Annotated in this window: 17 protein-coding genes and 1 tRNA gene; 11 read left to right on the forward strand and 7 right to left on the reverse strand. The window is 69.4% G+C overall.

All coding sequences use genetic code 11. From position 1 onward, the window contains the following. The first annotated feature begins 263 nt into the window (after nt 1-263). Nucleotides 264-734 (forward strand): RidA family protein, encoded by a 471-nt coding sequence (locus BLR41_RS15050; RefSeq protein WP_092629071.1) that lies wholly within the window; start codon nt 264-266, stop codon nt 732-734. Between the two features lie 213 nt (nt 735-947). Here the strand turns inward: BLR41_RS15050 and BLR41_RS15055 are convergent, their stop codons facing one another. Continuing rightward, nucleotides 948-1814, reverse strand: coding sequence for a PhzF family phenazine biosynthesis protein (locus BLR41_RS15055; protein WP_092629073.1), 867 nt, complete (start codon nt 1812-1814; stop codon nt 948-950). 264 nt (nt 1815-2078) lie between these two features. Continuing rightward, nucleotides 2079-2441: a GNAT family N-acetyltransferase gene (locus BLR41_RS15060; protein ID WP_092629075.1), complete on the reverse strand. Its 363-nt coding sequence runs from the start codon at nt 2439-2441 to the stop codon at nt 2079-2081. Between the two features lie 66 nt (nt 2442-2507). On the opposite strand from BLR41_RS15060, the gene BLR41_RS15065 reads away from it, so the two are divergent. Then, nucleotides 2508-3527, forward strand: coding sequence for a pirin family protein (locus tag BLR41_RS15065; RefSeq protein WP_092629249.1), 1020 nt, complete (start codon nt 2508-2510; stop codon nt 3525-3527). Nucleotides 3528-3605: 78 nt separating this feature from the next. On the opposite strand, the gene BLR41_RS15070 is transcribed toward BLR41_RS15065, so the two are convergent. Next, nucleotides 3606-4040 (reverse strand): VOC family protein, encoded by a 435-nt coding sequence (locus BLR41_RS15070; RefSeq protein ID WP_092629076.1) that lies wholly within the window; start codon nt 4038-4040, stop codon nt 3606-3608. A gap of 172 nt (nt 4041-4212) precedes the next feature. Here BLR41_RS15070 and BLR41_RS15075 point away from each other — a divergent pair, with 172 nt between their 5' ends. Beyond that, a complete protein-coding gene (locus tag BLR41_RS15075) occupies nt 4213-4872 on the forward strand; it encodes a class I SAM-dependent methyltransferase (RefSeq protein WP_092629077.1) in 660 nt (219 codons plus the stop codon). A 191-nt stretch (nt 4873-5063) separates the two neighbouring features. On the opposite strand, the gene BLR41_RS15080 is transcribed toward BLR41_RS15075, so the two are convergent. Together BLR41_RS15080 and BLR41_RS15085 are read right to left on the reverse strand one after the other, a co-directional pair. Continuing rightward, nucleotides 5064-6569 carry an AAA family ATPase gene (locus tag BLR41_RS15080; protein WP_092629078.1) on the reverse strand — a complete coding sequence of 502 codons (1506 nt, stop codon included), beginning with the start codon at nt 6567-6569 and terminating at the stop codon, nt 5064-5066. Nucleotides 6570-6593: 24 nt separating this feature from the next. Further along, nucleotides 6594-9416, reverse strand: a complete 2823-nt coding sequence (locus BLR41_RS15085) for a hypothetical protein (protein WP_092629080.1) — start codon at nt 9414-9416, stop codon at nt 6594-6596. A 562-nt stretch (nt 9417-9978) separates the two neighbouring features. Here BLR41_RS15085 and BLR41_RS23705 point away from each other — a divergent pair. Beyond that, nucleotides 9979-10104, forward strand: coding sequence for a hypothetical protein (locus tag BLR41_RS23705; RefSeq protein ID WP_281240964.1), 126 nt, complete (start codon nt 9979-9981; stop codon nt 10102-10104). Between the two features lie 446 nt (nt 10105-10550). On the opposite strand, the gene BLR41_RS15095 is transcribed toward BLR41_RS23705, so the two are convergent. Beyond that, nucleotides 10551-11081, reverse strand: a complete 531-nt coding sequence (locus tag BLR41_RS15095; protein WP_092629081.1) for a flavoprotein — start codon at nt 11079-11081, stop codon at nt 10551-10553. A 552-nt stretch (nt 11082-11633) separates the two neighbouring features. Continuing rightward, a tRNA-Thr gene (locus tag BLR41_RS15105) sits at nt 11634-11706 on the reverse strand. Nucleotides 11707-12462: 756 nt separating this feature from the next. On the opposite strand from BLR41_RS15105, the gene BLR41_RS15110 reads away from it, so the two are divergent. From BLR41_RS15110 to BLR41_RS15140, 7 genes are all read left to right on the forward strand, one after another. Beyond that, nucleotides 12463-13908 (forward strand): threonine/serine exporter family protein, encoded by a 1446-nt coding sequence (locus BLR41_RS15110; RefSeq protein ID WP_092629251.1) that lies wholly within the window; start codon nt 12463-12465, stop codon nt 13906-13908. Nucleotides 13909-14360: 452 nt separating this feature from the next. Further along, nucleotides 14361-15800, forward strand: coding sequence for an alpha,alpha-trehalose-phosphate synthase (UDP-forming) (locus BLR41_RS15115; RefSeq protein ID WP_092629083.1), 1440 nt, complete (start codon nt 14361-14363; stop codon nt 15798-15800). Nucleotides 15801-16289: 489 nt separating this feature from the next. Continuing rightward, complete coding sequence (otsB, locus tag BLR41_RS15120) at nt 16290-18857, forward strand: trehalose-phosphatase (RefSeq protein ID WP_092629253.1); 2568 nt, start codon at nt 16290-16292, stop codon at nt 18855-18857. A 308-nt stretch (nt 18858-19165) separates the two neighbouring features. Then, nucleotides 19166-19789 (forward strand): DUF4178 domain-containing protein, encoded by a 624-nt coding sequence (locus BLR41_RS15125; RefSeq protein ID WP_092629085.1) that lies wholly within the window; start codon nt 19166-19168, stop codon nt 19787-19789. A 21-nt stretch (nt 19790-19810) separates the two neighbouring features. Then, the gene (locus BLR41_RS15130) at nt 19811-20248 is read left to right on the forward strand and encodes a DUF4247 domain-containing protein (protein ID WP_092629086.1); all 438 of its coding nucleotides are present in this window, start codon (nt 19811-19813) and stop codon (nt 20246-20248) included. Beyond that, nucleotides 20245-21192: a hypothetical protein gene (locus BLR41_RS15135; RefSeq protein WP_092629088.1), complete on the forward strand. Its 948-nt coding sequence runs from the start codon at nt 20245-20247 to the stop codon at nt 21190-21192. Before BLR41_RS15130 ends, BLR41_RS15135 begins: the two co-directional genes overlap by 4 nt. A gap of 95 nt (nt 21193-21287) precedes the next feature. Continuing rightward, nucleotides 21288-21713 (forward strand): DUF350 domain-containing protein, encoded by a 426-nt coding sequence (locus BLR41_RS15140; protein ID WP_092629090.1) that lies wholly within the window; start codon nt 21288-21290, stop codon nt 21711-21713. Nucleotides 21714-21825 lie beyond the last annotated feature (112 nt).

Genomic DNA, 21825 nt, shown 5'->3' on the forward strand with positions numbered 1-21825 from the left:
CCCGGTGCTGTTCGACGAGAGCGTTCCACACCGGGGCCGAACTCCGACCGACGGGTGAACTGGTGGGCGGGTCCGTTCGCCACTCGTACCGGGCTCCGAACCTCACCGCCACGTACGGCCGCTGCCCGGCCCTGCCGTGAGCGTTCCTCGCGCGGCACTCGACCGACTCGGAGGCCGCCAGCGCCGAGCCATCCGACGAAACGCCCGGAGTACCCTGCGGGCACCGCCCAGGTGACATCCGAAAAGCAGAAGGAGATCGACTGTTGTCGAGGATCGACGCTCGTCTCGTCGAGCTCGGGATCGAGCTCCCCGTCGTGGTCCCGCCGCTCGCCGCCTACACGCCCGCGGTCGTCGACGGTGACCACGTCCACGTCTCCGGCCAGCTCCCCATGGTCGACGGGGCACTGCCGGAGACCGGCAAAGTCGGCGAAGGGGCCGACCTCGTGACGGCCGAGGACGCCAAGGGTTACGCCCGCCGGTGCGCCCTCAACGGGTTGGCCGCGGCGAAGAGCGTCATCGGATCGCTCGACCGGATCACCCGCGTCGTCAAGGTCGTGGGGTTCGTGGCCTCGGACCCGTCCTTCACCGGGCAAGCGGCCGTGATCAACGGGGCCTCCGAGGTTCTCGGGGAGATCTTCGGCGATGCGGGAGTTCACGCGCGTTCAGCGGTGGGGATGGCCGTACTGCCGTTCGACTCCCCCGTCGAGGTCGAGTTGATCTTGACTATCGAGTAGCTCCGGCTCCGAACGAGGGAAAGGCCAGGGGCACCGTGCGGGCGTCCGGCCTCCCCTCGGTTCGCGGCGCGAAGTTCGCTCGCCGTGGCCCGCCTTTTCCGACCTCCTTCAGCCGCCGCAACGGCCCGCGTGGCGGTTGACGTCGTCGGTCTGCCGTGGGACGTGAAGACGTCCCCGCGGTGCACGCCTCGAGTCGTGGGCAGCGCCGATCAGTCAATCGATCCGCGCCGCACCACCCGTAACGACGATGCCTCCCGTATCGGGCACCGTCACTCGCAGCAGGCTCGGACGCCCGACGTGATCACCCTGCCGGATCCGGAATCGGGCGGGCGGCTTCACCGCGCCGACAGCTCTCAGGTACGCCCCTGTCGCCGCCGCGGCGGCGCCCGTTGCAGGGTCTTCCGTGATATCGCCGACCGGGAAAAGGTTGCGTGCGGCGAACTCGCTCCCATCCAGTGGGTACAGCACGGTCACCGTGGCCGCCCAGCCACGTTCGTCCATCAGCTCTCGCATCCGCGACGGATCGAAGTCGAACGAGTCGAAGATGTCGCGGCTTCCCAGGACGATGACCGGATGGACGTTTCCGGCGAACGAAAGCCGAGGCGGACAGGTCGAATCGAGATCGGCCCGACCGAGACCGAGCAGCGACAGCAATCGGTCGACGATGTCGTCGCCCATCGGCGTCACCGAAGGTTCGACGCTGGTGAAGGAGGCGGTGATCTCGCCGCTGGCCGTCTCGGCGGTTTCGATGGCGACCTCGCCGACCGCCGTGTCGAACAGCAACCGGCCGGTGCCGTGGCGATCGGCGAGCGCCACGGCGGTGGCGACCGTCGCGTGGCCGCAGAACGGCACTTCCGCGTCGGGCGAGAAATAGCGGATGCTGACCCTCCTGGGGCCGTCGGCCTCCGCGGGCTCCCGGATGTCGAGCACGAACGCCGTTTCCGAGTAGCCGGTCTCTGCGGCGAGCGCGAGCATCGCGGTCTCGTCGAGCCCGGCCGCGTCGAGCACGACTCCGGCGGGATTTCCACCGTTCCGCGCGGAAGGGGCGGGGAAGGCGCTGAAGCGCAGCACGTCCGTCACGAGGACAGCATGCCCCGGATCAGCGCCTCGGTGTTCTCGATGTCAGGGATTTCACCAGCTATCGCCGAACCCGGCCCGTTCCGGCCGAAGCCTCGATGAGCAGCACGTTGCCACCGCCGCGTGCGCCCGGCCGCACAACGGCCAAGTCCTCTCGGAAGGCGATTTCGCGATCAGCCGATCTCGGACCGACTCCTCGAGCCCCGATACGAGCCCGGTGGGACACGCACCCCGCCCCGAGGAAGTCAGCACCGGGACAGCTCCGGGTTACTCCGAGCGCACGGCGGCCAGCACGTCCGGGGTGACCGGATCCCGGATGTCCTCGAAGTCGTGGTGGTTGTCGAGATACCGGGTCACGAACGGGCAGACGGCGGCGATCCGCATCCCGGCCGCCCGCGTCCGCCGCAGCGCGCCCGAGATCAGCTCGCTGCCCAAACCACGACCGGCGAAGTCGTCGCCGATCTCGGTGTGCACGAAGACCCGCTGCTCCCCGCGATCGAGATACCGCGTGAGCCCCGCCCGCACGCCGTCGACACTGATCTCGTAGCGATTCCGGGACGGCACGTCGACCACCGAAACCTCGGACGGCGGATTCTCGGCCGGTGTGCTGTCACGCTGTTCCTCGGACATTCCGCCACTATGCCGCACACTGGTGGCGAGCACGACCGGCACCACTACTTCGACGGCCAGGACGCGATGAGCAACCTCGATACCGCACCAACCGAGTTGACCTGCACCAACGCCGACGACCAGGCAGGGCGGGCGTGGCTGCTGCGGCCCCGCGAGGTCCCGCTGGGCGGGCCGCGGGCGATGACGGTGCGCCGCACGCTGCCGCAACGGGCGCGGTCGCTGATCGGGGCGTGGTGCTTCGTCGACCACTACGGCCCCGACGAGGTGTCCGGGGGCGGTGGCATGCGGGTGCCCGGACACCCGCACACCGGACTGCAGACCGTCTCGTGGTTGTTCAGCGGCGAGGTCGAGCACCGCGACACGCTCGGAACGCACGCCCTCGTGCGGCCGGGTGAGCTAAACCTGATGACGGCGGGCTCGGGCATCGCCCACTCCGAGTACTCCACATCGGACACCGAAGTGCTGCACGGGGCGCAGCTCTGGGTGGCGCTGCCCGAACGCCACCGGTTCACCGACGCGGCGTTCGACAACTACGCACCGCCGGTTCTGGAGCGGGACGGCGCGCGCGTGTCGGTCTTCCTGGGCAGCCTGCTCGGGCAGACCTCGCCGGTGCCGACCTACACCCCGCTGCTCGGTGCCGAGATCACGCTACCGCCCGGCGGGAGCCTGGATCTGGACATCGACCCCGCTTTCGAACACGGCGTGCTCGTCGACACCGGCGAGGTGACCGTGGCCGGGGTGGCCGCGAGCGCGGGCGAGCTGGTCTGCCAGGACGCCGGGCCGGAACGACTCACGTTGCGTGCGGGAGCGGCTGAGCGGGCACGGGTGCTGCTGCTCGGCGGGCAACCGCTCGGGGAGCGGATCGTGATGTGGTGGAACTTCATCGGGCGCAGCCACGAGGAGATCGCGGCGTTCCGCGAGCGGTGGCAGCACGAACGCGAGCAGCCGGATTCCGGGGAGGACCGGGATGCCCAGGCGTCGGGGCAGTACGGGGCGTCGCGGCAGTACGGCCAGTTCCCGACGCAGTGGGAGGCGACCCTGCCCGCTCCGGAGCTTCCCAACGCGCGGCTGAAGCCCCGCGAGTGAGTGGTTCGGCTCCGGTTGTGCGTGGTGATCACTTCCGGCGAGCCGCTCACCAGTAGGGACTACTGGGAGCCCGACGTACTACTGGGAGCCGAGGTCCGGAATGGTGATCGTGCCGTCCTCGGCGATCGGGAAGCCCGGGTTGTACGCGATCTCCCAGGCGTGCCCGTCGAGGTCGGTGAACACCCCGGCGTAACCACCGTAGAACGTCTCGGCGGCGGGCCGGGTCACCGTGGCGCCCGCCCGACGTGCGGTTTCCAGGACCTCGTCGACCTCCGATTCGGAACGAACGTTGTGCGCGAGGCAGACACCGCCGAACCCGCCGTCCCGCTCACCGGTGAGGCCGGTGTCCGCCGCGAGCTCGTCCCTGCCCCAGAGCACGAACGCGCCGCCGGGGGTGCGGAAGAAGACGGTCCGTTCGAGCTCCTGGCCCCGCCACCCCAACCGCTCGTAGAACTCCTTGGCACGCCGCACGTCTGTGACGCCGAGGGTGACCAGGCTGATCCGCTGTTCCATGCGGCGAATCTAGCGCGCGGAACCGACCATCGCCCGATGGTCGGGCCTGCCGCGAGTCGGCCGGGCCGGGGAAAGAGCCACGACAGTCGCGCGAGTAGCGGTGGTTGCCGAGATTTCGCGTGCCCGACACGAAATCGGCTCACACAGCGTGGAACAGTGCCTATTATCCGGGATGCGCGATCACGGAACCGGAACTCTCCTCGCGGAGCAGATCGACTACTACCGCGCGGCGGCCCCGGAGTACTTCCAAGGAGCACTCGACTTTCCCGGCCTGGACGAGTTCGAGCGGGCGCTGGCGGAGTTCGCGCCGAGCGGCGACGTGCTGGAACTGGCGTGCGGCCCGGGCACGTGGACCCCGGAGCTGGCGCGGCACGCGAGCACGCTGACCGCCGTCGACTCCTCCCCCGAGATGCTGCGCGTGGCGCGGGAAAGAACCCCCGACCAGCACGTCCGGTTCGAGCTGGGCGACCTGTTCGACTGGCGAGCGGAACGGCGTTACGACGTGGTGTTCTTCGGTTTCTGGATCTCGCACGTGCCGCTCGACCGCTTCGCGGATTTCTGGGCGCTGGTGGCCGGCTGCCTCGCGCCGGGTGGACGGGTGCTGTTCATCGACGACGCGCACCGCACTCCCGACGAGCTGATCGAGGGTGAGGGATCGTCGACCATCCGCCGCAGGCTGAGCGACGGCACCCAGCACCGGGCGGTGAAGGTGCCGCACGAACCCGCCGAGCTGCAGGACCGCCTCACCGGCCTCGGCTGGGACATCGAGGTGCGCCCCACCTCCGGGCCGTTCTACTGGGGTCACGGGCAACCGGTTCAGTCAGCGGCGTGACACGGTAAGGCCAGTGGGGATGGTTCGGCCGTTCGGCGCGCTGAGCGGGTGAAGGAGCACGAGTCCGTGCCCACTGCGGCTCGGCATCACCCGTACGGGGTTCACCGGGCCGATTGGCGGAGCGCCGCTTACTCACCTGGTCGTGCGACTCCAGGATGGTGAACCGGGCACGACCGGGAGCAGCGCCTCCCCTATTCCTGGTCGGAGCCGGTGGTGAGCGTGCCGCGCGCGAAGGTGCCGAGGATGCGCTGGTGGGTCTGGCGGGGCAGGTGCCGGTTGCCCGGCTCGCCGAACGGGGTGCCCGGCCGGACCGGGGCCTCGCCGAGCAGTTCGTCGATGCCGGTCCGGGTGACCATCAGCAGCCCGTGGGTGGCGCGAGTGCAGGTCACGGCCAGCCTGCCGAAGGCCGAGTTGAACTCGTCCAGCCGCGCGGCCCCGCTCAACGGGTGAATCGCGACCGTGAGGCGGTTCGTCTGCCCCTGCCACGAGTCCACCGTCGAGGCCACGACCTCGCTCTCGCGCAGCGAGTACTTCTTCCGCAGCCGCTCGGCGACATCGGTGGCGTCGTCCACCGCCTGGTTGCGCGTAGCCAGGATCGCGACCAGCGGATCGCCGGAATCCGCACCGGGACGTGCCGTGAGCGTGTTCCCCGTCGGAGCACCCGCGGCGTCGTACTCGGCGTGTTCGAGCGCGAACCCGGCGGCGAACAGCTCGTCGAGCAGCGATTCGACCGCTGCCAGCAGCGGCGGGTCCACATCGGCCGCCTCGGGCTCGGGCAGCCCGTCGACCTCGAGCAGCGTCGGCACGCCGGTACCGACCTGCCGCCAGATCGCGGCCGAATCGCCGGTGAGCTCCTCGGCGACCAGCGCCCTCTCCCCCGGCGCCGCCACGCAGTCGAGTTCATCCCACTCGGGGTAGAACGCCCGCCACAGCTCGAGGTGCCCGGCGGCGGGCCGCCATACCGCCGGTAGTTCGACGGCCCAGGTGCGCTCGTCACCCTCGTAGTCGGTGGGCCAGGCGCGGTACGGATTGAAACCCGGATCGCCCCGCCACGGGTTCGCGCCCACCTCCAGCGGCGGGAGCTGCCCCACGTCACCGACCCCGACCGTGATCGGGGCCGCCTTCGCAACCCTGTCGAACAGGTGGTGCGGCAGCTGCCACGCCTCGTCGACGAACAGCACGTCGAACACGGCCTCGCCGTTGTGACCGGGGCCGAGGTGCTCGGCCAGCCGGTCCAGCTCGCGGGGCGTGCCGAGCCGGTGCGCGGTCGAGATCACCACCTCGCACTCGGCCGGTATGTCCGAAGCCTTGGTGACCACGGTGGAGTGGGAACCCGCGTCCTCGGGCACCTCCCGGTACCGGTCCTTACCGACGAACAGGCAGACCCGATCCGCGCCGAGGAACCGCCCCAGCGCGGCCGCGAGCGGATGGATCTGCTTGTTCGTGAAGGCGGTGATGACCACGCGAGCGCACTCGGGCCGCTCGACGGCATCGGCCACCAGCTTCCGCAGGATGAAGGACTTGCCCGCACCCGCCGCGGCCTTGAGCAGCAGCCGATCCAGCTGGGCGGTGCCGGACAGCGTGTCGCGCAGCACCCGGATCGCCTCGTCCGCCACGGCGGCGTTGCCCGCCGCCGCCCGCTCGTGGTGCACGCGATCGGCGACGCTGTCCTCCGGTTGGCGGAACTCGACCGTCACGTCGTCACTCCAGCTCGCACGCGGTCACTCCAGCTCGTCGAGGGTCATACCGTCCGGCGGAAAGGTCACCGGCCGGGTGGTGGGGTCGCCGACCGGGGCGCCGGACGGGGCCACCTCGAACGCGTCGGAGTCCGCTATCGGCGGCCAGACCTCCGGGTTGAGCTCGCCGCGAGCGCGGCGCTCGGCTAGCCGGTCGGACCACTCGGCCTCGACGTCCTCGTGCGGACGGCAGCAGCGCTCGTGCGTCTCGGGGTCCTCGGCGTAGGAGCCCGCCTCGCACGCCGGTTCCGGCGCCGCGAGGTTGTCCACCCTGGGTCTGGCGACGCTGAGGGACGCGTTGCCCTTGTTCGTCGAGAACCACGCGAAATCGGCGACGAGCAGCCGGTCACCGACGGCCAGTTCGGGCACGTTCTCCGGTTTCCAGGCGAACCGGCGGGGCGTTTCGGGATCATCCACGTCGGACAACGGGCCGATCGACAATCCCGCGAACTTGAAGTTGCTCTTCTGGACCACGAGTTCGACGTCCGGGTGTTCCACGCTGGATTCGCCGTTGACGTGCAGCAGCACGATCCTGCTCCCGGCGCGGATCCGGCGGGAAGCCACGTCGAGCACCAGCGGCCGGACCGAGACCACCGTGGCGACGGCGACCTCGCGCGTGCCCACGTCGGTGGCCAGCTCCTCGGCGAACTGCGGGTTCGACAGCGCCCGCAGCTGACTACGACACTTGTCGTCGCTCTCGATGACTTCCACGAGCGCGTTGCGCCAGAAACGGTGCGTCCGGCCGAACCGGACCAGGTCGGAGGCGCGCATGGCGAGCCGTCGCCGCCAGACGGCCTGGGCGTCGGCCTCGATCTCGCGGTGCACCCGGCGCAGCAGCGAGTCCGGAACGGTGTGCAGCACGGTCAGGGCGCGGTCGAGGATGCCGCGCTTGTAGTCGAGCTCCTCGGTGACCAGCGTGGCGTACTCGCTCGCCGCCGAGTCGGGCCGCCCGGTGCGGGTCTGTTCCGGGCCGGAGCGCCCTGAGTCGGGCTGCTCCGGATCGGCATGCTCGGCATCCGCTCCGGTCAGTGCCTCGTGGATGGCGTCCGAACTCCCGCTCGTCAGCCGGGCGCCGGGGGTGTGCGGCGCGGCTTCGATCTCGTCCTCCAGCTCGCGCGGCTTCACCGGCCCCTCGGTCACGGTTTCGGCCCAGCGCACCAGGTAGTCCAGCCGGTAGGAGGCGACCGGTGGTCCGCCCGCCACCACGTGCCGCGCCAGTGACTCCCGCAGCACGATGATCGGCGACCGGAGGGTGAGCGCCCTGGCGCGGTCCTCCTCCAGCAGGAACGACACCGCGGTGCGCGCCGTCTCCGGCAGGGCGTGCGGAATCTCGGCGGGCTCGCCGTCGAAGGTCAGCGGAGTGCGGCCCATCAGCTCGTCGCGTCGCCAGCGCAGCCCGCTGAGCTCGATGCCCGCCAGGTTGTCGGCGATCGAGACGAGCACGTCGGCCGTCGACTGGTCCGGGAGGACGAGGTGAACCGGGCCGGGGCTCTCCTCGTCGAGACTGCGCTGCTCGGCCATCGCCTCGGACAGTTCCCGGCCCAGCAGGTGCATCACCTCGTGACGGGTCCACGCGGACTGCGGCTCGTCGAACACGGCGGTCCGCCACGGCTCGGGACCGTGCGCGGTGACGCGCCGCAGCGCGATCCCGTGTATGCCCAGCACCGCGGAGTCCGATTTGGCCAGTACGAGGTCGATGGTGCCCGGACGGCCCGCCTGGTCGACGCGCCGCTGGCCGGTGGGACGCGCGAGCCCGTCCAGCGTCGCGGACACGTTGGCGACCGCCGAGGCGGGCGCGTTGCCGGTCTCGCCCGTGCCGTCCACCAGGCCGACGAGTTGGGGCCGCGTGTCGGGCGGTATTCCCAGCTCCACCAGCAGGTCGGTCGGATCGTCCGAGGCGCGGAGCTCCTCGCGGCAGTAGGAGAACAGGGTGCAGCTGGTGCAGGAGGCGGGGTCGAACGTGGCCCGCAGGTGCGCGACGTACTCCGCGAGGTCCGCCGTTTCCTCGGGCGCCGACCGCGCGAACTCGCGCTGCCGCTCCGCCAGCCGCATCCGCACCTCGGCGCGGTGGTCGTCGAGCGCTTCGACCAGGGCCTCGGGCTGCAGGAAGGCGTTGCGCGGGACGGCGAGCACGCCGTGCGAGTGGACCGACATGCCGGTGGGCAGGGATGGAGAGGTGCGGGCGGACTCCGCCGCGAGGGCCACCCGCAGGAAGCCCTTCAGCAGTCTGGCGTCCTCGATCCGGGATCTCACCCGTTCGTAGTCCTTGGCGGCGCCGAGGATCAGCCAGGAACCGCCGTGGGCGTCCGGTTCCGGGGCGATCACGGCGAGGTCCGACTCCACCTCGGATTCGGCTAGAGTGGCCCGGTTCTCCGGGGGTGCCGCGCCGTCCTCGGGGTGCTCCACGGGTGCGGCGAACGGCAGCGCGAGGGAGTGCAGCAGCGTCACCGAGCCGTCGGAAACGGCCCTGGCGTGCGCGTCCGCCAGCAGGCCCGCGGTTTTGTCGGCGTCGTCGTGCGCGTCGGCCGTGACGATGTCGGTGGGGCGGTTCAGGCCGAGCCTGCCGACCGTGGTGGTCGCCAGCTCGCTCGCGAAGCGGTCCGTGCGCACCAGGTGCTCGAAGGTGACGGCGCGCATCCAGCGGGCGGCCGGGATGCGGCCCGACTCGTCGGGGTAACCGATCTCGGCCGCGAGTTGCCGCCGCGTGCGCCCCACCAGCAGCGGGTCGGTGCCGCGGAACCTGGCGCAGGCGACGTGCGCGGACGCGGCGACGTCGCTCGCCGCCGCCGCGAGCGAATTCTCCGCCATAACGGAACCCCCAGTGGCGTGCCGGAACGCTCAGCCGGGCACGAGGTGACAGGTCACGGCCCGTGAGTATAAGTGAGCCTGATCGAACGTTCGGTGGCGCGCCGCCCCAGCTTCGTTTCAGCGCAACCATCTTCACACCGATCAGGCTCAACAATTCCGCCTCAAACCCCAGCGAATTCGCGGATGCACCACCCGGAAAGACGAATTTGGAATAGCACGCCGAGCTCGGGCCAGTTACAGCAGTGTCCCCGCTGGGATGAGAACGCCGCTGCGAAGGCTCGTGATGAAACACTGCTCGGAAACCTGCCGAAGCAAGGAAAGCGATGCGGTAACCGGGTCACGAGTAAGGATTCAACGTGACATCACTACCCACACGCCGTACGAATACCCGTCGGATCCCGGTCGTCCTCAGTGCGCTCATACTGATCTTGGTCGACTTGGTCGCCGTGTTCCTGGTCGGTTCGGCGTTTCTGATGACCCTTACGGTCCGTGGGACGACGACGTCCTGACGGCTATCCAGGTCAGCGCTGCCCTCGGCGGTATGGTCGCGACGTTCGCAACGATGCTGGGGATACTCCCGGTCGCCATGCGCTCGTTGCGCTGGTGGTGGTTTCTTCCTCCTGCCGTACTGTTGGTGGCCGCGATCACTCGCTTCTGGTGGGTCAGCCTTTCGTATCCGCAGGGTTGAATGGACTCGAGACGAGCCCAGGGCACCGACCCATGGACCCGGACAAGGCACTCTGGGCCACGAACCGGGCACAAGAACCGCCGAAACGGGTGCCCCGGCACCGAACCCCAGGCGAGAACCGGAGCCGCTGCGAGGAATCACCCCTGACCTTCCGCTTACGAGGCGCTTGAGCAGCATCAACAATGCCAACGACCAACGAGGAGGACCACAAAACCGGCCAGCTCGGTCGTGACCACACTGATCAACGTTCATTCGGGTCACTGGGTGGGTCATGGCAACGAGCGTGATGCGGATCATCCCCGCGCCTGCGGGGAACACACCCGATGATTAGGAACCGGGCCACCCTGAAGCAGCGAAATGGCTTCAGTTCGTTTCAACCAGCCACCGGGCGAACCCAACTTCACGCCGCCGCACGAAACCGACAACCACCCGCTCCCCAGCACCACTTACTCCGGCTCGAGGAACTCGGTGACTGCCGTGTTCCAGTCGAAGGTGGCCAGGCCGTCGGTGCCGCGGCTGGTGAGGGCGTCCGGATCGAGCAGCCGGACACCGGCATCGGCCAGCAGGCGCGTACTGGCCGGGTAGGCGGGGTGCTGGCGCAGCACGGCTTTCACGCAGGGCGCGGCAGTAGTCGGTACGCCGCTGACCAGTAGCTCGTTGATCCGACTCACCGCCAGGGTGTCGCTGATACCGGCCGCGATCTTGTTGAGGCTGTTGAACGTCACCGGCGCGGCCAGCACGGCATCGGCCATGGGCAACGGCTCCCGCTCACTGGGCAACGGGGGCCGCACTCGGACGGGGTGACCGGTCCGCTCGGCCAACGCGTCGACGTCGACCCAGCTCGCGGCGGTCGGACTCAGCACCACGCACACCTCCCAGCCCGCCTCGTGCAGCAGCCCGACCGGTTCGGCCAGCTCGCGTACCGGCGGCGTGGCCGTGCCGATCAGATACACCACCGGCTTGTCCCGCTCGGTCATGGCAGCACCCCCGCACAGTTGGCCCGGCGGACGGAGTTCCGAGACGAGTGCCCCCGAGACCGCCGCGACTCGGCATACGACGAAACCGACGTGTCCACGTCGAGCCGGCCGACCTCGACCCGCCCGATGAACGGCAACACGTGCGACCTCGCACAACGACGGTAAGTCGCCTTCGTCGAGTACGCTTCGTCGAAATACCGCTTCGGCAGCCGCTCGACCGTCGCCCGCCTCAGCGACTCACGCCGCTCGTCCACATCGTGCAGCGGCGGAGGCGACACTTTCCCGGGCTCCGGATGCGCTCCCGACCCGGCCGGGACGACCTCGGCCAGACTGTGACGGCACTCGGTAATCGGATCGAAGCCCGCGGAGACCTTCACCCGAAGGGCCCCGCTCGAAAGCTTCTCGACGCCGCCACGAGATCGCTCAAGCCGGTTCGCGGCCTCAGCCATGGGAGCAAGCACACGCGATCTCGCACCACGATCGGGGGACAGACCGGGTCATAAGAACCGCCGAAGCGGGGGCCCTGAAGATGAAATCCCAGGTGAGAACCGGAGCCGCTGAGGGGACTCGAACCCCTGACCTTCCGCTTACAAGGCGGGCGCTCTGCCAACTGAGCTACAGCGGCGCGTGTGGATCAGCTCCACACCTCTCCATCGTAATCCCCACCCTTCCGCCGCCGGGGCACCGGGCCGGGCACCGCTTCCGGGAGCCCGTGGCGCGCCGAAGTGCGCACGGCTCGGGCGCGGTCCCGACTCCGAGGGGCCGACGGTCCCGCCCGCGATTCACCCACCCGACCACGTGACGGCGCGCGCTCCGCTGCGTCCCACGATGCGGTGACGGGCGACTTCCCGGAAAAATCCGGGCGTAGGCTCGGACGGCGGGGCACGGTTCACGAAACCCCACCGCACCACCGGAACGGGCACCACCCCGATCTTCTCCCCGGGGACCGATCGGCCCGAGAAGATCGGGCACGAGAACGAACCCGCGAGCGTGGGGCGGCGGCGTGAACCGAACGCCCCGAGTCGTACCGGACCTCGCGCCGAACCGCACCTCGGAGCGTGTCGGGGCGGACGAGCTCGCCGGACGAGCGGAGGACACCACCACACCGCGCACCCCTCCCGGGGAGACGACCGGGACCCGGCAACGGGATACGAAGTCCGAGCACGCGGGCGAACCACACGCCCCGACCCGAGCAGGGCACGGGGCCACGACAAGCCCGAACAGCAGCGGGTTCGGCCGACGACACGCCGAGTCACACCGGAGACCAGTGATGGACGCCACCTCGGGGGAGTGCAACGGTGCGTACGTGGCTGGCGATTCCAGGGGTGAACAGCACGAGCCGCGCTTCACGCGGAAGGTCATGCAAGGAGGAAAAGCGGCAGTGGGAATCACGCAGCGCGCACGTGGTGTGCTGCGGCGACGCGACCCTTCCGAAACCGTCGGGACTCGCAACGTCGTCTACGGCCCCGCCCTGCCCGACGACTCGACGGTCCACCTCGTACTCGAACTGGCGCTGCGCATCGGCGAGATCCAGATGGCCAGCGGCGTCGGCGCCTCCGACGTCAGCGCCACCATCACCAGCGTCACCGACGCCTACGGTCTGCCGCACTGCGAAGTGGACGTGATCTACACGTCCATCACCGTCTCCTGCTACCGGGGGACGGAGAACCTCCCGATCACCTCACTGCGCGTGGTGCGCAACCGCTCGCTGGACTACACCCGACTCGCCGAGGTGGAACACCTGATCCGCCGCATCGTCGCGGGCGAGATCACCACTTCGGACGCCTACGCCGAGCTGGAGACCATCGCCCGCGCCCCGCACCCCTTCCCCCGCGCCGTGGCGACCCTCGCCTGGGCGGGCATGGCGGCCGCGCTGTCGGTGCTGCTCGGCGGCGGCACCACCCCGCCGATGCTGCCGCTGGTGGCCGCGGCCTCCACCGCCCTGGTCGACCGGGTCGGACGGTTCCTCAACCAACGCGGCCTTCCGGTCTTCTTCCAGCAGACCGTGGGCGGGGCGCTGGCCACCAGCGTCGCGCTGGCCTGCTTCGCCACCAACATCCTGCCCACCGCCGCGCTCGCCGTGGCCGCGAACATCATCGTGCTGCTGTCCGGCATGACCGTGGTCGGCTCGATGCAGGACGCCATCACCGGCTACAACGTCACCGCCGCGGGCCGGATAGCCGAACTCGCGCTGACCTCGGCGGGGCTGATAGCGGGCGTGGTGCTCGCCCTCTACATGGCACTGCGCATCCTGGGCGCCGACGCCCTGGGCGGCGGGCTGAACGTGCAGGAACTCGGCGGCGGGGTGCTGCCGTTCCCGGGGTTGTTGGAACTGCCGTTGCAGGGTCTCGCGGGAGCCGCCACCTCCGCGTGCTTCGCGGTGGCCAGCTACTCCCCGCCCCGACCGTTGATCATGGCGGCGGGCGGCGGAGCCATCGCCGCCCTGGTCTTCCAGGTCATGGCCAAGATCGAGTTCAATCCGATCTTCGCCTCGGCCATCGCCACCACCCTCGTCGGCTTCATCGGCGGGGTCATCGCACGCCGACTCCGCATCCCGGTCCTGGTGGTGGCCGTCTCGGGTGTGGCGCCGCTGCTGCCCGGGCTGGCCACCTACCGCGCGCTGTACGAACTGTCGGTGCAGGGCAACCCGACGGGGCTGTCCACCCTGATGATCGCGGCGGCCACGGGCCTCGCGCTCGGTGCGGGCGTGGTGCTCGGTGAATTCCTCTCGCAGCCGGTACGTACCGGCTTGGGCAGGCTGGAGCGGCGGATGTCCGGCCCCCGCATGTCGGGGCCACTGCGTCCCACCAGCCGCAGACTGGACTGATCACCCGACCGCGAACCCCGAGTCGTGTCACCGAATCGGGCCCCTTTCGCGTCCCCTGTCGCCACGACGACCGGTTCGCGGCGAGCAGGTTTCGGAAAGTCCCGCCGCACGGGCTTCCTGCCCCGCGCGCACCCTGCGAGGATGATCGAACCCGACCAACCGCGTTGCGACGCTCGAACCACGCGAAGTGGATCACGATTGACTAGCCTCGACCACGGGTAACCGACTTCGGGAGCCACTTCCGGAACTCTTCGGCTCGACCGGGCGGTGGCGGAACCGGACGGTCCGGGGCACGAACGTCCGCGGCGGCGCGAGGCGCGTCGAGCGAACGGCCACGTGCCCTGTATCCCCGCGGAGGCGTCCGACTCGACAGCCGGTTCCGCTCGCGGTTACTCGGCCTGGGCGCGCGGGCCCCACAACCGAATCGCAAACGGACCATAGGAGGAAGACCGGTGAGTAAGGGCAGTGAGCCCAGGAAAGCTGACTTCGTCGTCGTCGCCAACCGGCTACCGGTCGACCTGGAACGCTTGGAGGACGGAACCCAGCGTTGGAAGCACAGCCCGGGCGGGCTGGTGACCGCGCTGGAGCCCTTCCTGCGTGCCCGGCAGGGGGCGTGGGTCGGCTGGCCCGGCGTGGCCGACGTGGAGGTGGAGGCCTTCGCGGACGGGGACATGTGGTTGCACCCGGTGCGGCTGTCGACCTCCGAGTTCCGGGAGTACTACGAGGGATTCTCCAACGCCACGCTGTGGCCGCTGTACCACGACGTGGTGGTCCCACCGGTGTTCGACCGGTCCTGGTGGGACGCCTACCAGCGGGTCAACCAACGGTTCGCCGAGGCGGCCGCCGAGGTCAGTGCCGAGGGCGCGACCGTGTGGATCCAGGACTACCAGTTGCAGCTGGTCCCGGCGATGCTGCGCGAGCTGCGCCCCGACCTGCGCATCGGGTTCTTCCTGCACATCCCGTTCCCGCCCGTGGAGCTGTTCATGCAGCTGCCGTGGCGGACCGAGATAGTGCGGGGGCTGCTCGGCGCGGATCTGGTGGGTTTCCACCGCCCCGGCGGTGCGCAGAACTTCATGTGGCTGGCCCGCCGACTGGGCGGTTTCGAACCCAGCCGCGCCCAGGTGGGAGTGCGTTCCCGTCCCGGCGTGGTGCAGGTGGGTGATCGGGTGGTGCGGGTCGGCGCGTTCCCCATCTCGATCGCCTCGGGGGAACTCGACCAGCTCGCCCGCACCAGGGAGGTGCAGCAGCGGGCCAAGGCCATCCGCTCCGAACTGGGCAATCCACGCCGCATCATGCTCGGTGTCGACCGGCTGGATTACACCAAGGGGATCGACGTGCGGCTCAACGCGATGTACGAGCTGCTGTCCGAAGGGCACGCCACCGTCGAGGACGTCGCGATGATCCAGGTGGCCACCCCCAGCCGGGAACGGGTGGAGCACTACAAGCAGATGCGCGAGGACATCGAGCGCAAGGTCGGCAGCATCAACGGCGAGTTCGGCCGAGTGGGTCACCCGGCCGTGCACTATTTGCACACTTCGGTGGACCGGAAGGACCTGGTCGCGTTCTACTGTGCGGCCGATGTCATGATCGTCACGCCGGTTCGTGACGGGATGAACCTCGTCTGCAAGGAGTACGTGGCCAGCCGCGGCGACCTCGGGGGTAGCCTCGTACTCAGTGAGTTCGCCGGATCGGCGGCCGAACTCACCAGCGCGCTACTGGTGAATCCGCACGATCTGGACGGGGTCAAGGACTCGATGCTCGCGGCCCTGAATATCGACCAGGCCGAGGGACGCCGTAGGATGCGCGCATTGCGTAGGCAAGTGCTCACGCACGACGTCGACCGTTGGGCACGGTCGTTCCTCGAGGCGCTGGGAGCTTCGCCGACGGAGTAGGAACCGGTCTACGGCGGACCTCGACACTACGGAAACCGGGTGGACGCATGGGCTACGGCACGGCTCGCGGGAGCTCCCCCGCCACGGCCGAGCGCTGGCGGCGCCCGGGGCGTGGGGGACGGACTCGCCACGAGGTGCCGTTAGGATCTGTGTCGATTCCGAAGCCAGGTACGGTGTGTCCGGCACGGCCGCCTCGGGGTATTCCGGCTGTCGAGCCGAACGACCGACGAGTCGGCGGGGCACGTGGCGTGATCGTCCGCTCGATGTGGACCGCGACGTCACTGAACGCCGACTCGGGCACCGGTTCACCGACCACCGGGCCGGGCTGTGGCACAGCTCCGGGGCCGGCGGCCCGACCACTTCAATAGCGATACACCGGTCGACCGGCGGCACGCGTAAGCGGCCACCACGAATCGTGGGGCCGACACCCGCTGCCCGCGTGTTCGACCCGCGTTCCGACCATCCCGAGACCTCAACAGGAGTGTGGCGTTGACCGCCGAAGCCCTCCCCGCCGAGCTTCGTCGCACGATCGTGCAGCTCGCGCGCACACCTCGCCTGCTGGTCGCCTGCGACTACGACGGCACATTGGCCCCGATCGTGGGGGATCCGAGTCAGGCCAAACCACTACCCGAATCGGTACACGCGATGCGTTCGCTGGCCGCGCTGCCCACCACGACCGCCGCGGTCATCTCGGGCAGGGCGCTGCGGGATCTCGCCACGCTGTCCCGGCTGCCCGCCGAGGTTCACCTGGTGGGCAGTCACGGTTCCGAGTTCGACGTCGGTTTCGTGCACGAACTCGATCCGGACACCACGCACCTGCGCACTCAGTTGCAGCGCGGCCTGCAGGAGATCACCGCCGGCCAGCCGGGGGTGACGCTGGAGGCGAAACCGGCCAGCGTGGCCGTGCACGTCCGCAGGGCGGACCCCGAAGTCAGCGAGCGTGTTTTCGGCGCTATCCGTTCCGGGCCGGCCACCTGGGAAGGCGTACAGGTCACCGAGGGCAAGTCGGTGATGGAACTCGCCGTGGTGGAGACCGACAAGGGCAACGCCTTCGAGGCGCTGCGGCACCAGGTCGGTTGCACCGGGGCGATCTTCCTCGGTGACGACGTCACCGACGAGAAGGTCTTCAGCAAACTGCACGGCCCGGACCTGGGCATCAAGGTCGGCGAGGGTGACACGTTGGCCCACTACCGGGTGCCGGACACACCCGGCGTGGCGACGGTGCTCGCCCTGCTCATGGAGGAACGCCGTACCTGGCTGTACGGGGAGCAGGCACCCGCCATCGAGCGGCTGTCGATGCTGGCCAACGAGCGCACGGTGGCGCTGCTGACGCCGGACGCCCGGGTCACGTGGATGTGCCACCCGGGTCCGGACTCCGCCGCCGTGTTCGCCGATCTGCTGGGTGGGCACGGCGCCGGGCACTTCTCGGTACTGCCCGCGCAGCCGCAGTCGCACCCGGAGAACGGCAACGGTGCGCCGCGCAGCACGCTGCCGCTGGGGCAGCGCTACGTCCCAGGCACCATGACCGTGGAAACCCGCTGGTCGCGGTTGTTGGTGACCGACTACCTGGAGCACGGCGGCGACTCCCACCGCACGGACCTGATCCGGGTGATCAGCGGCAGCACCAGGGCCGTGGTGGAGTTCGCTCCCCGCCCCGAGTTCGGTCAGGTTCCGGTGCGGATGACCGCCGAGGCGGAGGGGATCCGGGTGCACGGCACCTCCGAACCGATGGTGCTGTACTCGCCCTCGGTGAAGTGGCAGATCACTTCGGACGGCATGCACGAGAGCGCGCACACGGAGCTGACCCTGTCCGAGGATTCCCCGGTGGTGCTGGAACTGCGCTGCGGCACCGAAACGCTGGCGGGTTCCGATCTCGCCGAACCGGATCGGCGGTCGATCGCGAACCGGTACTGGTCGGAGTGGGTGAAGCAGCTGCGACTGCCGAAGGTGGAAACCGACCTGGTGGTGCGTTCGGCGCTGACGCTGCGAGGACTCTGCAACACCGACACCGGCGGGATCATGGCCGCTGCCACCACCTCCCTGCCGGAGGAGATCGGTGGGGTGCGCAACTGGGACTACCGCTACTGCTGGCTGCGGGACGGGGCGATGAGCGCCCGTGCGCTGGTCTCGCTGGGCTCCACCGAGGAGGCCGAGGCCTTCCTGGACTGGCTGCACCGGGTGATGGACACCCTGCCCGGCCCGGAACGACTGCACCCGCTGTACTCGCTGGCCGGTGGCACGCTCGGTCCGGAGGCCGTCATCGACAGCCTGCCGGGTTACGCCGGTTCCCGGCCGGTGCGGGTGGGCAACCTGGCCGATCAGCAGGTGCAGCTGGACGTGTTCGGGCCGGTGGTGGAGCTGGCCACGGACCTGGCGCTGGCGCACGGCAAGCTGCGCGACGCCGACTGGGAACTGGTCAAAGGCATGGCGGAGGCCGTGACCTGGCGCTGGTTCGAGCCGGACCACGGTATCTGGGAGGAACGCGACGTTCCCAGGCACCACGTCTACTCCAAGGTGATGTGCTGGGTCACGATCGACCGGGCGCTCAAGCTGGCGGCGCACTACGACCGGCCGCCCGAGCCGGGCTGGGCGCAGCTGCGCGAGCAGATCGCCGAGGATGTGCTCAAGAACGGCTGGCATCCGGACGTGCAGGCGTTCACCACCGCCTACGAGGGGTCGGATCTGGACGCGGCCTCGCTGTACGTGGGGCTTTCCGGGCTGATCGACCCGAGCGACGAGCGGTTCAGGGCCACCGTGACGGCGATCGAGTCGGAGCTGCGCAGCGGCTCGACGGTGTACCGCTACCGCCGGGACGACGGGCTGCCCGGCCACGAGGGCGGGTTCCACCTGTGCGCCACCTGGCTGATCGAGGCCTATCTGCTTACCGGCAGGCGCACCGAGGCGGAGGAGCTGTTCCAGCAGATCGTGGACAACGCGGGCCCCACCGGGCTGCTCTCCGAGGAGTACGACCCGATCGCGGAGCGCTCGCTGGGCAACCATCCGCAGGCGTACTCCCACCTCGGGCTGATCCGCTGCGCCCAGCTGCTGGACGAGTGAGCCGAGCGGCGACCGGCTGACCGAGGTTCACGCCGGTGCACACCGCCGGTGGCGGGACGGGTCTCACCGCGTTCCGCCACCGTTCGGCCGACGCGCCACCGTTCGGCCGACGCACAGTCGGGATTTTCGAGAACGTCACCGCTCCCGCACCGCACCGCCGATAGCGGAAATCACGCAGCGAAATTCCGAACGGGGCACGAATCACACGCGCGGACGCGATTTTTCGCCCGAACGGCGGACAACCGAGCCCCGTTACCGATACGCTACCGATCGGCCGGTGGTACTCGGGAATCGCTCAGGGGGCGTCGTTGAACATATTCGTGATCCTTCCGATCCTGATACTGCTGGTAGCACTGGTGGCGGTCGTGATCGCACTCGTGCTCCGGGGGCGGCGTTCGCGGCAGGGCGGTTCCGGACACGGCGAACGGAGCCCGAAGGACCCGTTCGACACCACCGACCAGGACGCGCTGCGCGGGGATCCGCGCTCGTTGACCGCGGGCGACATCGTGGAGATCCGGGGAATGTCCTACACGGTGCGGGGAACGCTGCGCCTGTCGGAGGGCAGCTGGCGCTGGGCGGAACACCTGCTGGACGACGCCAAGGGGACCCAGGTGTGGCTGGGAGTCGAGGAGGACCCCGACCTGGTCCTGACGCAGTGGACACCCGTGGAAACGGACGAGGTGCCGACGCCGGGACCCGTCAAACTGGGCTTCGGTGAGCGCGAGTTCCGCTCCGAGGAGTCCGGCACGGCGCGGTTCAGCAGCGAGGCCACCACCGGACTCGACGAGAGCGGCAGCGTGCGCTACTACGACTACGAAGCATCCGACGGCACGATGCTTGGTTTCGAGTCCTTCGACGGCGCCGATTGGGAAGCCACCCTGGGCGAGGAACTCACCCGCTACGACGTGCGTATCTATCCGGCTTCGGCCTGACGGGAGGAACCGGGCGAGGCGATGAAACCGAAATTCTGGTTCGTCATCGCGGGGATGACTGCGTTTCTGGCGCTGATCATCGCGATGGTCATGATCTTTTCGACCGGCACGGGGCCACGAGCCTACGTGGCGAAGAACTACACCCGGGCCGTCCAGCTGGACAAACCGGGGGACGACGACAACAAGGCCTACACCTCGAAACTCGAACCGTCCGCCGTGGCGGACGACATCACCGACACCTGGGAGCCGGTCTCGCAGTACGCGGAGGGCAGCGGCATCTACCTGCGCTACAGCGACGACGCCGTGATCGTCCGGCCGCGTAACCGAGGCTCGGTCATCCACGTGATGGAACTCGACGAGGCTTACAACCACTACCACCACGTCGTCGGCGGCGTCTGGGGCTGGGGCGGACCTCACGGGCAGACCTTCCGGGGCGGCGGACCGGGATCGGGCAAATGAGTACGGGGAACAACGGAACGAACGACAACAAGACCGGAAAGACGCTCGGGCTACTGGCGTTCTTCGGGATCGCGGGTCTGGTGCTCACCCTGATCGTCCTGGGAACAGGGGGAAAGGGCGGTTCGGCCTCGTTCTACGGTGAGGAGAGCAGCAGTTACATCCAGGGGCGGACCTACTCCGGAGCGCCCCTGGGCGGGTTCACCGAGGCCGAGTCCCGGCAGCTGTCCGAGGAACTCGCCGAGGAGGAGCAGCGCTACGGGGTCTGCTTCGGCTGGAAACTGATCGACGGCAGCGACGACTACCTGTCGTCCTCCTCGGACAGTTCTCCGTACGAGGAGTTGTCGGAGAGCGACTACGACCAGGGGTCCAGCCGCGGTCCGAACACCCCGGCCAGCACCTGCGAGGAGTGGGTCGAACTGCGGGCCACCGTCGCCTACACCTCGGCGACCAGCGAGCAGTGGAGCGCCGTCGAGTTGGAGGTGGCCCAGGACCCCGACTCGGATATGGACCTGCCGTACGACTCGGACTTCGCCGAGTTGGGCATCACGGCCGAACGATTCATCGAGGCACCGGTGGACACCACCGGCCAGGCCGCGATCGCGTTGCCGCTGCTGCTGACCCAGGAGGGCTCGCTGCCCGCCCGTTCGGCCGAGAGCAGGACCGAGACCCGCGCCGCGGAACCGCTGCCGAGTGCCGACACGGGGATGCCCGGACTGTGGCGCTGGGTGTGGCTGGTGATGCTCGGGCTCGTCACGGTGCTCGGACTCGTGCTCGGCACCGTGGGTCTCGTACGGCAGCGAGGCAGGAACGATTCGGACGGACCGCCGAGCGGTCCTCCCGGACAGGGCCCACCACCCGGGCAGGGACCACCATCCGGGCAACAACCTCCGCAACAGCCTCCACCCAACCAGTCCTCCGGTCCGCAGTGGCCACCACAGCAGTGACCCGACCCCGGTAACCCGAACACGGAAACCCGGCCAAGCCCCACGACAGCGGTGGCCGGTGATCCGTTCACATCACGACCCGAAAGGCGCAACAGTTGTTCCAGGAACTGCTCTTCGGCTTGTCCGCGGCGATCGCCTACGGCGTCGTCGGGGCCGTACTGATGGTCCTCGGCTACGTGCTGGTGGACCTGGCCACTCCGGGCAAGCTCCGCGACCTCATCTGGGTGCACCGCAACGCGAACGCGGCCATCCTGCTGGTCTCCGGGCTCATCGGTGTGGGCATCGTCCTCACCACCGCGATCGCGGCCAGCGCGAACGACCTGGTGTACGGACTGATCGGCACGCTGGCCTACGGGCTGCTCGGTCTGATCCTGATGGGCCTGTCCTTCCTGCTCATCGACGCGATCACGCCGGGAAGGCTCGGTGACGAGCTGTCCACCGAGACCGTCCACCCGGGCACTTGGGTCTCGGCCTCGTCGCACGTGGTGATCGCGACGATCATCGCCGCGGCGATCTGGTGACCCACCGCTCCCCATCGAGAAGCAGCGAAACACCATGAGCAGCACCGCACAGGACGACCACCTCGACGGGACGGTCGATTCCGTCCCGGAGGGACCGGTCGAGGAAACCGCG

Origin of the sequence: Actinopolyspora mzabensis, assembly GCF_900101095.1 — a bacterium.
Classification (GTDB): domain Bacteria; phylum Actinomycetota; class Actinomycetes; order Mycobacteriales; family Pseudonocardiaceae; genus Actinopolyspora; species Actinopolyspora mzabensis.

Bases quoted from the DNA above. Each gene is read 5' to 3' on its own strand.
- BLR41_RS15060 (WP_092629075.1), bottom strand. From the start codon at position 2,441: ATGTCCGAGGAACAGCGTGACAGCACACCGGCCGAGAATCCGCCGTCC.
- BLR41_RS15065 (WP_092629249.1), top strand. From the start codon at position 2,508: ATGAGCAACCTCGATACCGCACCAACCGAGTTGACCTGCACCAACGCC.
- BLR41_RS15070 (WP_092629076.1), bottom strand. From the start codon at position 4,040: ATGGAACAGCGGATCAGCCTGGTCACCCTCGGCGTCACAGACGTGCGG.
- BLR41_RS15075 (WP_092629077.1), top strand. From the start codon at position 4,213: ATGCGCGATCACGGAACCGGAACTCTCCTCGCGGAGCAGATCGACTAC.
- BLR41_RS15085 (WP_092629080.1), bottom strand. From the start codon at position 9,416: ATGGCGGAGAATTCGCTCGCGGCGGCGGCGAGCGACGTCGCCGCGTCC.
- BLR41_RS23705 (WP_281240964.1), top strand. From the start codon at position 9,979: ATGCTGGGGATACTCCCGGTCGCCATGCGCTCGTTGCGCTGGTGGTGG.
- BLR41_RS15095 (WP_092629081.1), bottom strand. From the start codon at position 11,081: ATGACCGAGCGGGACAAGCCGGTGGTGTATCTGATCGGCACGGCCACG.
- BLR41_RS15130 (WP_092629086.1), top strand. From the start codon at position 19,811: ATGAAACCGAAATTCTGGTTCGTCATCGCGGGGATGACTGCGTTTCTG.
- BLR41_RS15135 (WP_092629088.1), top strand. From the start codon at position 20,245: ATGAGTACGGGGAACAACGGAACGAACGACAACAAGACCGGAAAGACG.